The following is a 12,133-nucleotide window of genomic DNA, read 5'->3' as shown; positions in this document are numbered from 1 at the left end:
CTCCGGTCAGCCGCGCAGCATGGCCCGGGGCCGGGGCTGGCAGCGCGGGCAGCTGTACGACGACCGGTTCATGAACGACTCCCGGCGGATCGGTGCCGCGCACTGGCGGCAGGGCTGACCCTCGCGGCCGTAGACGTTCAGCGACCGGTCGAAGTAGCCGCTCTCCCCGTTGACGTTGACGTAGAGGGCGTCGAAGCTGGTCCCGCCCGCCGTGATCGCCTCGCCGAGCACGTCCCGTACGTGGGCGAGCAGCCGCCGGGCGGCCGGGCCGGTCAACGCGTCGGTCGGGCGGGCGCCGTGCAGTCCGGCCCGCCACAGCGCCTCGTCGGCGTAGATGTTGCCCACCCCGGAGATCAACGTCTGGTCGAGCAGGGCCCGCTTGACCTCGGTACGCCTGCGGCGCAGCGCGATCACGAACTCCGCGTCGGAGAACTGCGGATCCAGCGGATCCCGGGCGATGTGCGCGATCTCGGTGGGCAGTGTCGCGCCCCCCTCGCTGACCGACAGCCCGCCGAACGTGCGCTGGTCGACGAAGCGCAGCTCAGGGCCGTCGTCGGCGAAGCGGAAGCGGACCCGCAGGTGCGTCTCGTCGGGTGCGGTGGCCGGTTGCAGGAGCAGTTGCCCGGACATCCCGAGATGCCCGACCACCGCGTCGCCGCTGTCCAACGGCAGCCAGAGATACTTTCCGCGCCGGCACACGTCGAGCACGGTCCGGCCGGCCAGCACGTCGGCGAAGTGGCCACCACCGGCCACGTGCCGGCGTACCGCTCGCGGGTGGCGTACCTCGACCGAGTCGATCCGCCGGCCGATGACCCAGCGGGCCAGCCCCTGCCGGACGGTCTCCACCTCGGGCAGCTCAGGCACGGGGCGCCTGCACCTCGGGCTGGGCCGCGTCCGCGCCGACCCGTCCACCGCCGGCCGCGCCGACCCGACCGTCGCCGGCCGCGACTTCCACCGGATCGGCGACCATCCCGGCAACCGCCGGCTCCGGCTGGTCGGTCCCGACGGTCGTCGGCTCGGTAGCGGAGTCGGCGTCGGCCTGCTCGGTGAGGGTCCGCCAGGCGGACTCCGCCGCCCGCTGCTCGGCCTCCTTCTTGCTGCGTCCGTCGGCGCCGCCGTACCGGTTGCCGGCGACCACCACCCAGGCGGTGAAGGTCTTCAGGTGGTCCGGCCCGGCGCCCTCGATCCGGTACTCCGGCACACCGAGGCCGAGCGCGGCGGTCAACTCCTGCAGGCTGGTCTTCCAGTCCAGCGCGGCGCCCCGGCCGGCCGACTCGGCCATCAGCGGATCGAACAGCCGGTGGATGACGATGGCGGCGGTGTCCAGCCCGTACTGGAGGTAGATCGCGCCGAGCAGCGCCTCCAGGGTGTCGGCGAGGATGCTCGCCTTGTCCCGGCCGCCGGTGGTCTCCTCACCCTTGCCGAGCAGCAGGTACGGCCCGAGCCCGTCCGGGCCCAGACCACGGGCGACGTCGGCGAGCGCACGCATGTTGACCACGCTGGCCCGCAGCTTGGCGAGCTGCCCCTCGGGCAGGTCCGGGTGGTTGTGGAAGAGCGCGGTGGTGATCACCACGCCGAGTACCGAGTCGCCGAGGAACTCCAGGCGTTCGTTGGTGGGCAGGCCACCGTTCTCGTACGCGTACGAACGGTGGGTGAGCGCCCGCTCCAACAGGTCCGGATCGAGTGACACGCCGAAGGCTGCCTCAAGATGGCCGATGGAGGGCCGCCGTCGCTTGTCATTGCTCATGATGTGCGTACCTCGGTGTCGGTCGTGCGATCGGTGCGGTCCCCGGCGAGCAGCGCGGCGACCCGGTCGGTGGCGGCCCGCCGCCAGAGGTGGGCGGCCAGTGCGATGCCGGAGGCGATGTCGCCGGGCCGGGCCGCGCCGTGGCACACCACCACCGTGCCAGCCACCCCCAGCAGGGCGGCCGCCCGGGGCGCTCCCCCGTCGGGCGCGGGCCCGCCGGCCATGGTGTACGCGCCCTCGACCGCCTTGAGCAGCACGTTACCGGTGAACCCGTCGGTGACCACCACATCGGCGCGCGTGCCGAGGCAGACGTCGTACCCCTCCACCAGACCGACGTACCGAGCGTCACCGGGCAGTTCCGTAGCGCGGATCGCCGGGTCGGCCAGCCGACGGGCCCGGTCGCCCTTGCCGGGCTCGGTGCCCACCGAGAGCAGACCCACCCGGGGCGTGCTGAGGCCGTGTGCGATGGCGGCGTACGCGGCACCGAGCACGGCGTGCCGGCTCAGGGTCGCCGCACTCGGCTCCAGCGAGCCGCCGACGTCGAGCAGCACGACCGGCCCGGAGACGCCGGGCAGGGTGGCGGCCAGTGCCGGGCGGCGGACCCCGGGCCAGCGGCCGAGGCCGAGAGCGGCAGCGGTGACGGTGGCGCCGGTGGACCCGGCGGAGACCATCGCGTCGGCCTGGCCGGCACGGATCGCGGCGACGGCCGCCCGGACCGTGGTGTCGGCGCGGGCCGAGGTGAGATCGTCGGCCATGTCGGCGGCGGTGCGCGCTGGTCTTAGCGTGATCCGGACGCGTTCGGCCGGTTCGAGGGCGTCGATCAGCGCGCCGGCTGCCCTGGTGGGGCCGACGAGCAGCAGATGCAGATCGGGGTCGGCGCGCACCGCCCGTAGAGCGCCGTCCACCACGACGGCGGGAGCGTCGTCCCCGCCGAGGAGGTCAACGGCGATCCGTGCGGTGCCCGGCTCCGTTGCGACGCCGGCCGGAGCGAGCCGGCCGGCGTCGGCGGGAGCAGCGGGCGATCGCCGGGGTGTGCGCGTCGCCCGACCCGTGGTCGGAGACGTCACTCGGCGTCCAGGTCAGACCTCGAGGACCTGGCGGCCGTTGTAGGTGCCGCAGACGGAGCAGGCGGCGTGCGGCAGCTTGGCGGACTTGCACTGCGGGCAGGCCACGGTCGCGACCGCCGCGGCCTTCCAGTTCGCCCGGCGGGACCGGGTGTTGCTGCGCGACATCTTGCGCTTGGGGACGGCCACGGTTCTTACTCCTCTGTACGGGTCAGTTGCGACAGGCCCGCCCAACGCGGGTCGATCTGCTGGTGGCTGTGGTCGGCCGGCAGATCGTCCCACTGCACCCCGCAGTCGGGGCACAAGCCGGGGCAGTCCTCCCGGCACAGCGGGTTGGTCGGCAGCGCGAGCACCACCGCGTCCCGCAGCGTCGGTTCCAGGTCGATCAGGTCTCCCTGCATTCGACCGACCTCATCTTCCTCGGTGGTGACATCCGTGGTGCTGTTCTCGTACGCGTACAGCTCCTGGATCGTCACCGTCACCGAGTCGTTGATCTCGCGCAGGCAGCGACCGCACTCACCCCGGATCGGACCAGTGACGGTCCCCGAGACGAGTACGCCCTCGGACACCGACTCCATCCGCAGATCGAGATCGAGGTCCGCGCCCTCCGGCACGCCGATCAACTCCACGCCGAGGTCCGACGGTGCCGGAACCACCCGTTTTACGGCACGCAACGCACCAGGCCGGCGCGGGAGTTCCCTCGTGTCGAGGACCAGCGGCGACCTGGGGTCGAGTGAAGTGGGTGAGTGCTTGGGCATAGTCAGGCTCCGGCCGGTGAGAGGCCGACAAACGAGGTTACCTGGACAGGCACTCGAACGTCGAACCGGGGGCGGCCCCGGGCTGGTGGCGGGGCCGGTAAGGATGCTGGCGCCGGTTGCGTCGGCGCGACTTGGCGGGGCGAATGTCGGCTTCGCGCGGGTGCCGCTCAGAACGGCAGCGGTCGCTCCGCCTCCTCGCCGCCAAAGGTACCGATCTCCCGCAGCGCGTGCATCTTGTCCCGCCCACGCTCGATGGAGGCCAACGCCCGGGTGAGGAACTGCTCGAAGTTGGCCAGCGCGGTGTCGACGTAGTCGTCGACCTCCTCGCGCAGGCGCTGCGCCTCGGCCCGGGCCTCGGCGATGATCCGGGCGCCCTCGTGTTCGGCGGAGACGGTGATCTCGTTCACCGAGACCAGCCGGGCGTGTTCCGCCTCACCCTCGCTGATGATCCGGTCGGCCTCCCGCTTGCCGGCCTCCATGATCTTGTCGCGCTCTTCCAGCAGAGCGGCGGCCCGACGCAGGTCGGCCGGCAACTCGACGCGCAACTCGTCGAGAGCGGCGATCATCTCGCCCCGATCGACCATGCAGTTGTTGCGCGACATCGGGACGGAGCGCGCCTGCTCCACGATGGCGATCAGTTCCTCGATGCGGTCGAGCGGGTCCACCGGCACCCTCACTCCTGTCGTTGGTCGGGCCGACCTACATCATGCGGGCTAAGGCCAGCTTCCCGCTTCACCCAATAATGTCGTCCCCTACCCCACCCACCCCCCACCCCCTCCCCCGGCGAGTCGCCACCCCCACCCCGCAGCACTCGCCGATCTTGCACTTTCTGCCTCTACAAAAGCCGCATAACGGCAGAAATAGGCGGCCGAAACTGCAAGATCGACGCGAAGGAGGGTGGGGTTTAGGAGGGTGGGGTGGGGCGGGATTTCAGGGCTTCGCGGACCACGTCGGGGACGTGGGGGGTCACGTCGCCGCCCCACTTGGCCACGTCCTTGACGAGGCTGGAGGAGAGGAAGGAGTAGAGCGGGTTGGTGGGCATGAACAACGTCTCCACGCCGGCCAGGCCGATGTTCATCTGGGCCATCTGCAACTCGTAGTCGAAGTCGCTGACCGCCCGGATGCCCTTGATCAGTACGGTCGCCCGCTGCGCTCGGCAGAAGTCCACCAGCAGCCCGCGGAACGACTCCACCCGGACGTTGTCATATGAGGCGGTCACCTCGCGGAGCATGGCTATCCGCTCCTCGACGGTGAACAGGCCGACCTTCGACTGGTTGATCAGCACGCCGACGATCACCTCGTCGAACAGCCGGCTGGCCCGACCGATGATGTCGAGGTGACCATTGGTGACCGGGTCGAACGAGCCGGGGCACACCGCACGTCTCATGATCGGCGACCGTACCAAAGGGTGGTCTCGCCGTACCGGCGACTGCGCTGGCCAGTGATTCCTTCCACCCAGTCGACCGGTCCGGTGCGACTGGACCGCTCCACGACCACCATCGCGTCCGGGGCCAGCCAGCCACCGTCGACGAGCGCGGCGAGCACGGCGCTGACCCCATCGTCCGCCAGCGCGTACGGCGGGTCGGCGAAGACCACGTCGTACGGGTCGCCGTCCGGGCCGGCCGCCAGCACCGTGCTGACCTTTCCGCTGACCAGCCGAGCGGCCGGCGCCGCCCGCAGGGTCGCCATGTTCTCCCGGATCACCCGGGCCGCGCGGGCATCGGATTCGACCAGCAGCACGTGCCCGGCCCCCCGGGACAGCGCCTCCAGGCCGACCGCGCCCGAACCCGCGTACAGGTCGGCGAAGCGCGCCCCGGTCAGGTCGAGCTCCGCCTGGACGGAACTGAAGAGCGCCTCGCGTACCCGGTCGGAGGTGGGCCGGGTGCCGGCACCCGGCGGCGCGGCGATCCGCCGGCCACCGAGGGTGCCGGCCACGATCCGGGTCATCGCCCACTCCCGCTCGTACCGCCGAGCCTGCTTCTGCTCATGTCGCCGACGCTACGCGACCGCAGGCCGACCACCGCGACGAACCACACCGTCCGAAAGCGACCCAGATCGATCCTCTCCGATGCTCGGCGCCCCGGAACCGTCACTCGACGTAGATAAATGATCTCATGTTCATAACATCATTCTTAGCCACCGCTGAAGGCTGTATCGGCACTGACGATCTCGCTAGGGTCTGCCGGTGCCGGCTCATCGATGGCCGGCCCCACGGCACGGGTGGCACCCTCTCCGGCGTGGCACAGCTCCGCCAGCGCCGTCCGTCCCGCCCGCGCCGTCCCTGACGCTTTCTTCACCCCGGGAGTACGCGTGTTCCGACCCAAGCTGTCGCTACGGCGACCGCTGGCTGTGCTGGCAGCCGCCCTCATCGGCTCGACCGGCGCCGCGATCGTGGCCACCCCGGCCAGCGCACACCACACCACCATCTCCGGCACCGTCGTCTGTGACCAGCTCACCGGCGAGCGCGTGATCACCTGGACGGTGGTCAACAGCGAGAGCCGCAAGACCGCCACCATCACGAACGTCACGGCCGACCCGGCGACCCCGGTCCTGCTCGTGGCCGAGGGTGCCGACGGCGCCGAACTCAAGGGCACGGCGATCCCGAAGGATGGCTCCGTCCAGGGTGTGCAGCGGGTGCCCGGCGACACCCAGAGCGCGACGCTGGTCGTGGACGCCGCCTGGTTCCAGAAGGGCGACTCGCAGCGCAAGAAGCCTCCGACGTCGCAGGACAAGAAGACCATCGAACTCGGCGCCGACGGCGCCTGCACCCCGGCGCCGAAGTGTGTCGACGCCAGCCAGGCCAAGTACAGCCACACCTTCGACGGCCCGGGGGGCAAGGCGACGGTCAAGCTGGCGGGCGACCTGCCGCTGTGCAGCGACGAGAAGCAGTACTTCACCCTGGTGTCGTACTTCGCTCCGCGCCCGCAGTTCTCCACCCCGCAGTACGTGTACGGCACCCCGGCCAGCGACTACCTCGGTAACGGCCAGACCGAGATCGAGCTGAACGTCGACGTTCCGGAGTGCTACACCCAGGTCGACCTGATCTGGGGCGGCGTCGACGAGGTCATCGACCCGATCGTCGAGAACGGCCCGCGCTACGGCAACAAGAAGCTCGGCGACCGGGGCGCCCCCGGCAACCGTTCGGCCGGCCCGCCCGGCTGGTACAACGGCGGTGACAAGAACTGCACCACCCCGGCGTCCACCTTCGCCTCCGCCTGCGACGGCACCGTGACCGTCTCGCTGAGCAACGACGGCTCGATCTCCCGGTACGCGGTCGAGTTCGAGGTCCGGGGCGAGAACGGCTGGTCCAAGAAGGTCACCGTCGAGCCGGGCAAGGCCAACAACGAGACCGTGGTGCCCGCCGAGAACGCCGGCAAGATCGAGGTACTGGTCGACGGCAAGGTGATCGAGAACGGCACCTACGAGTGGACGCGTCCGGAGGACTGCCCGCTGCCGACGGTGACCACCGACGCCAACTGCGAGACCTTCGCGCTGACCGCGTCGAACCCCGAGGGTGGGCTGCCGGTCAAGGTGGACTTCACCTACGGCGACAAGACCGAGAGCCGTACCGTCGAGCCGGGCTCGTCGGAGACGGTCACCTTCCCGGCCGGCGACGACGAGGCCGCGCTGGTCGTGCTGCCGGAGCTGGGCCTGGAGCTTGAGGTCGTCTACGCGCCCGAGGGCTGCGGCGGAGGCGGCGGCGGCGAGGAGCCCGGCCTGCCGGTGACCGGTGCCGCGGTCGGCGGCATCGCCGCTGGCGCCATCGCCCTGCTGGCGGTGGGCGCGGTGCTGTTCGTCATGGCCCGGCGGCGGCGGATCCACTTCACCGCCTGAGCCGACCGAGGGTGCCCTCCCGCCACCGTGGAGGGCGCCCCACCCGGCCTGACCCGTAGGGGCGTCGACCAGTTGGTCGACGCCCCTACGGCGTATCGCACGAGGTGCGGGCTGGTCTGGGCGAGGCGCTCGATACCGGGCCGCCACCCGAGCACGAGGCACCGGCGCCTGGATCGAGCGATCATCGAGGTGCGCGGGGTCAGCCCTTTTCGAGGTACTCGGCGCGATCGGCGTCGACCAGGGCCGCCACCGAGGCGGCCAACGCCGGCTGCCGGGTCAGCTCGGGATCCTCCTCGACCAGTGCGATCGCCTCCGTTCGAGCGTCGCGGATCAGGTCGGCGTCGCGCAGCAGCGACAGCAGCCGCAGGTGGGAACGGCGCCCGGACTGGGTGGCGCCCAGCACGTCGCCCTCGCGCCGCTGTTCCAGGTCCAGCTCGGCAAGCTTGAAACCGTCGGTGGTGGAGGCCACCGCGTCCAATCGTTCCCGAGCGCTGCTGCCCTCGGTCGCCTCGGTCACCAGCAGGCAGAGCCCGGGGGCGCTGCCCCGACCCACCCGACCCCGCAGCTGGTGCAGCTGGGAGACGCCGAACCGGTCGGCGTCCAGCACCACCATCATGGTCGCGTTCGGCACGTCCACGCCGACCTCGACCACCGTGGTGGCCACCAGCACGTCCAGCTCACCGCCGGCGAAGGACCGCATCACCGCGTCCTTCTCGTCGGCCGGCAGCCGACCGTGCAGCACGCCGATCCGCAGACCGTGCAGTGGCCCCTCGGCCAGCAGCGGCGCGACCTCGGTCACCGCCAACGGCGGGCGCCGACCGGTGTCGTCCACCGCCGGTGGTTCCTCGTCGGAAGCGGCGGTGGAGTCGCCGATCCGCGGGCAGACCACGTACGCCTGGTGGCCGGCGGTGACCTCCTCGCGCAACCGCCGCCAGGCCCGATCCAGGAAGGCCGGCTTCTCGGCGGCCGGTACCACGTGCGAGGCGATCGGGGAGCGGCCCCGGGGCAGCTGGGACAGGGTGGAGGTCTCCAGGTCGCCGTAGACCGTCATGGCCACCGTACGCGGGATCGGGGTGGCGGTCATGACCAGCACGTGCGGAGGTTGCGCCGCCTTGGCGCGCAGCGCGTCGCGCTGCTCCACCCCGAACCGGTGCTGCTCGTCGACCACCACCAGCCCCAGGTCGGCGAAGTCGACGCCCTCGTACAGCAGGGCGTGGGTACCCAGCACGATGCCGGCGGCACCGCTGGCGACCTCGGCCAACGCCCGCCGCCGGGCCGCCGCGCCGAGCGAGCCGGTGACCAGTTCGACCCGGGTGGCGTGCTCGGCGCCGCCCAGCTCGCCGGCCTGGGCGAGCGGACCGAGCAGGTCGAGCATGCCCCGGTAGTGCTGGGCGGCCAGCACCTCGGTCGGGGCGAGCAGGGCGGCCTGGCCGCCCGCGTCGACCACCTGGAGCATGGCGCGCAGGGCCACCACGGTCTTGCCGGAGCCGACCTCGCCCTGCAACAGCCGGTGCATCGGATGCCCGGTGGCCAGGTCGGCCGCGACCTCGGCGCCGACGTCGCGTTGGCCGCCGGTCAGCTCGTACGGCAGCCGGGCGTCGAACGCGTCCAGCAGGCCACCGGTGCGAGCCGGCCGGGCCCGGGCGGGCGAGGCAGCCGCCTGGTGCTTACGCCGGACCAGGGTCACCTGCACGGCGAACGCCTCGTCCCACTTCAACCGCCGCCGGGCGCGGTACAGCTCCTCCCGGCTGGACGGCCGGTGGATCTCCCGCAACGCGCTGCCCAGGCCGACCAGGTTCCGGCTGGCCCGCACCGTGGCGGGCAGCGGGTCCTCCGGCGGTGCCACGGTGTCCAGCACCACCCGTACGCAGCGGGCGATCACCCAGGTCGGTACGGCCGCGGCGGCCGGGTAGACCGGGATCAGCGCCCCGGCGAACTCCTCGATCTGCTCGCTGGCCGCGGCCTCACCGTCGGTCTGCTCGCCGAGCAGGACGTACTCCGGTCCGTTGAGCTGCCGTTTGCCCCGGAAGTCGGTGACCTTGCCGGCGAACAGTCCCCACCGGCCGGGCCGCAGTTCCCGCTCGCGCCACGCCTGGTTACCGAAGAAGGTGAGGGTGAGGGTGCCGCCGCTACCGTCGCCGACGGTCACCTCCAGCAGGTTGCCCCGGCGCTGGCGCATCGGGCGTACGGCGGTGCGCTGCACCTGCGCCAGTACGGTCACCTGCTCGCCGACGTCGAGGGCCCGGATGTCGGTGTGTTCGCCACGCTCGTCGTAGCGGCGCGGGAAGTGGTACATCAGGTCACCGGCGGTGTGCAGGTCGAGGTGGCTGGCGAGCGCCTTGGCGGTCTTCTCGCCGACCAACTTCTTCAACGGGGTGTCCAGGGTGGACGCCTCTGCGGTCATTCGACACCTACCAGCAACGGATAGCGTGGCTGCCCACCCGGGTACGCCTGCACCTCGACGAACGGCCAGCGTCGCGCGATGTGCGTGTGCACCGCGTCGGCCAGCCCGTCCGGCGCGTCGGCCCCGACGAGCAGGGTGACCAGTTCGCCGCCACCGCCCAGCAGCCGGTCCACCAGGGCGACGCAGGTATCGGTCAGGTCGGCGCCGATCAGGTGCACCTCCCCCTCGACCAGGGCGAGCACGTCGCCGGCGTGGCAGGGACCGGCGACGGTGAGCGCGTCCCGCCCGGCGTGGCAGACCTCGGCGTACCGGCAGGCACCGGCGGCCTCGGCCATCGCGATCACGTCGTCCTCGAAGTGGCGGCGCGCATCGCGGACGGCGAGCGCGGCCAGCGCCTGCACCGGGGAGCGGGTGGGTACCACGCTGACCTTCACACCCAGTCGGTACGCCTCCTCGGCGACCTGGTTCGCCACCGCCTGCGCGTTCGGGTCGTTGGGCAGCACCACCACCTGGGCCGCGCCGGTGGCCCGGACCGCGTCCAGCAGTTCCCCGGTCGAGGGGCTGCCGGGGACCACGACCGCGCCCTCACCGGCGAGCAGCTCGGCGATCCCGGCGCCGGCGGCGACCACCACGGCGGCCCGACCGTCGGGCGCCGGGCGGGGCGCCGCCGCGCGCTGGTCGGCGAAACGGGTCACCGAGATCTGGTACGGCCGGCCGGCCACCACGCCCGCCTCGATCGCCGCGCCGACGTCGTTGACGTGCACGTGCACCTGCCAGGTGTCGCCGTCACCCACGACCACCAGGGAATCACCGAGCGCGCCCAGCGTGTCGCGCATCCGGCGAACCGCCTCGGGCTCGGCGTCGAGCAGGAACTGCACCTCGTAGGCGTACTCGGCGGAGCCGGTCTCCCGGACGGCGCTGGCCGGCGGCGGCACGATCCGGGCAGCGGGCGCGGGATGTTCCGGGTGCTCTCCGGTGATCACCTCGACCAGGGCGTCCAGCAGCAGACACAACCCCTGCCCACCGGCGTCGACCACGCCGGCGCGGGCCAACGCCGGCAACTGCTCCGGGGTACGCGCCAGGGCCTGCGCGGCGGCGCCGGACGCTGCCCGGGCGACCGCTGCCAACTGCTCGCCGTCGACCTGCTCGGCCGCTTCGGCGGCGGCGGAGACCACGGTGAGCAGGGTGCCCTCCACCGGCCGGGCGACGGCCGCGTACGCCGCGGTGGTCGCGGCCCGCAGGGCGGCGGCCAACTCCGGGCCGCGTACCGCTGCGGTGGTGGCCAGCGCGTCGGCCAGGCCCCGCAGGATCTGCGACAGGATGACGCCGGAGTTGCCCCGGGCGCCGAGCAGCGCCCCCCGGGCCATCAGCCGCAGCGCGTGCCCGTGCGCGGTCGACGTGCCGTCGGCGACGGTGTCGAGGTCCATCGCCAGCGCCTGCTGCGCCGAGGTGAGGGTGAGCACCAGGTTGGTGCCGGTGTCGCCGTCGGGCACCGGGTAGACGTTGAGGTCGTCGATCTCTCCCTGGTGCCGCTTCAACGCGTCCAGCCCGCTGGCACACCAGCGGCGCACGGCGGCGGCATCGAGGGTGTCCAGCACGCTGGGAAGCCTACTGGCGTACGCTGACAGTCGCCGGAGGGCCGGGCGTGTCCCGCCTCGTCCGATTCTCCGTACCCCGGACCGTGGAAGCTGAGCCCGGTTGGGCGGGGGCCTGCACCATCGGGTAACCTGACCAGGTTGCCCGGGCTGCGCCTGGCGGCGACCTCATGAACGTTTCAATCCCAGGAGTATCCCGTGGCTAGCGTGTGCGACGTCTGTGGCAAGGGACCGGGCTTCGGCCACAACGTGTCCCACTCGCACCGGCGGACCAACCGCCGCTGGAACCCGAACATCCAGTCGGTGCGTACCCCGGCCGGTGGCGGCACGACCAAGAAGCTGAAGGTCTGCACGTCCTGCATCAAGGCGGGCAAGGTCGCCCGCGCCTGACGCGGTAGCACCGGTACCCACGATCTGACTGCCGGCGGGCCCAGTGGCCCGCCGGCATCGTCGTGTCCACCGTCCGCCGACCGCCAACCGCCGACCGCCGCCGTCCGCGCCGCCGCCTTCCGCGCCGCCGCCTTCCCCGCCGCCTTCCGCAGCTTCCGCGCCGCCGCCTTCGATGCCGCTGCCGTCCGCCGGCTCCGCGTCGCGTCGCGCGGGATGTTATTGACCCGAAGGCCAAACATGTGATGGTCAGCCAGCGGCGTAGCGGACCTCTGGCTTGCCGAACAACGCTTTCACGACCTCGGGCTGGTTTTGGCGGCGGCGTAGATGCGCGGCGGCTGCTG

Annotated in this window: 12 protein-coding genes; 2 read left to right on the top strand and 10 right to left on the bottom strand. The window is 72.2% G+C overall.

All coding sequences use genetic code 11. The features are described from left to right. Positions 1-6 precede the first annotated feature (6 nt). The 8 genes from mutM to rsmD all read right to left on the bottom strand — a co-directional run bounded on the left by mutM (position 7) and on the right by rsmD (position 5,516). Positions 7-864 carry a bifunctional DNA-formamidopyrimidine glycosylase/DNA-(apurinic or apyrimidinic site) lyase gene (gene mutM, locus E0H26_RS16075; RefSeq protein WP_131304468.1) on the bottom strand — a complete coding sequence of 286 codons (858 nt, stop codon included), beginning with the start codon at positions 862-864 and terminating at the stop codon, positions 7-9. Further along, the gene (rnc, locus tag E0H26_RS16070) at positions 857-1,747 is read right to left on the bottom strand and encodes a ribonuclease III (protein WP_240742210.1); all 891 of its coding nucleotides are present in this window, start codon (positions 1,745-1,747) and stop codon (positions 857-859) included. Before rnc ends, mutM begins: the two co-directional genes overlap by 8 nt. Then, positions 1,744-2,697, bottom strand: a complete 954-nt coding sequence (locus E0H26_RS16065) for a phosphate acyltransferase PlsX (RefSeq protein ID WP_131304643.1) — start codon at positions 2,695-2,697, stop codon at positions 1,744-1,746. The genes rnc and E0H26_RS16065 overlap by 4 nt, the downstream gene beginning before the upstream one ends. A gap of 129 nt (positions 2,698-2,826) precedes the next feature. Further along, positions 2,827-3,000, bottom strand: coding sequence for a 50S ribosomal protein L32 (rpmF, locus tag E0H26_RS16060; RefSeq protein WP_091435485.1), 174 nt, complete (start codon positions 2,998-3,000; stop codon positions 2,827-2,829). A gap of 5 nt (positions 3,001-3,005) precedes the next feature. After that, the gene (locus E0H26_RS16055; protein ID WP_131304467.1) at positions 3,006-3,569 is read right to left on the bottom strand and encodes a YceD family protein; all 564 of its coding nucleotides are present in this window, start codon (positions 3,567-3,569) and stop codon (positions 3,006-3,008) included. Between the two features lie 167 nt (positions 3,570-3,736). Then, positions 3,737-4,234, bottom strand: a complete 498-nt coding sequence (locus E0H26_RS16050; protein WP_131304641.1) for a hypothetical protein — start codon at positions 4,232-4,234, stop codon at positions 3,737-3,739. Between the two features lie 239 nt (positions 4,235-4,473). Further along, positions 4,474-4,956, bottom strand: coding sequence for a pantetheine-phosphate adenylyltransferase (gene coaD, locus E0H26_RS16045; RefSeq protein ID WP_131304466.1), 483 nt, complete (start codon positions 4,954-4,956; stop codon positions 4,474-4,476). After that, complete coding sequence (rsmD, locus tag E0H26_RS16040; RefSeq protein ID WP_131304465.1) at positions 4,953-5,516, bottom strand: 16S rRNA (guanine(966)-N(2))-methyltransferase RsmD; 564 nt, start codon at positions 5,514-5,516, stop codon at positions 4,953-4,955. The genes coaD and rsmD overlap by 4 nt, the downstream gene beginning before the upstream one ends. Positions 5,517-5,879: 363 nt before the next feature. Between rsmD and E0H26_RS16035 the strand changes: the two genes are divergently transcribed. Then, positions 5,880-7,403 carry a cell wall anchor protein gene (locus E0H26_RS16035; protein WP_131304464.1) on the top strand — a complete coding sequence of 508 codons (1,524 nt, stop codon included), beginning with the start codon at positions 5,880-5,882 and terminating at the stop codon, positions 7,401-7,403. 199 nt (positions 7,404-7,602) lie between these two features. Here the strand turns inward: E0H26_RS16035 and recG are convergent, their stop codons facing one another. After that, positions 7,603-9,807 carry an ATP-dependent DNA helicase RecG gene (gene recG, locus E0H26_RS16030; protein ID WP_131304463.1) on the bottom strand — a complete coding sequence of 735 codons (2,205 nt, stop codon included), beginning with the start codon at positions 9,805-9,807 and terminating at the stop codon, positions 7,603-7,605. Further along, on the bottom strand, positions 9,804-11,405 hold the full coding sequence (locus E0H26_RS16025) for a DAK2 domain-containing protein (protein ID WP_131304462.1): 1,602 nt from the start codon (positions 11,403-11,405) through the stop codon (positions 9,804-9,806). The genes recG and E0H26_RS16025 overlap by 4 nt, the downstream gene beginning before the upstream one ends. Before the next feature lie 195 nt (positions 11,406-11,600). Between E0H26_RS16025 and rpmB the strand changes: the two genes are divergently transcribed. Then, positions 11,601-11,792 (top strand): 50S ribosomal protein L28, encoded by a 192-nt coding sequence (gene rpmB, locus E0H26_RS16020; protein WP_093401721.1) that lies wholly within the window; start codon positions 11,601-11,603, stop codon positions 11,790-11,792. The last annotated feature ends 341 nt before the right edge of the window (positions 11,793-12,133 follow it).

It is taken from the genome of Micromonospora zingiberis (assembly GCF_004331455.1).
GTDB classification, from domain to species: Bacteria; Actinomycetota; Actinomycetes; order Mycobacteriales; family Micromonosporaceae; genus Micromonospora; species Micromonospora zingiberis.
This window is presented reverse-complemented; position numbering and strand designations above follow the sequence as displayed.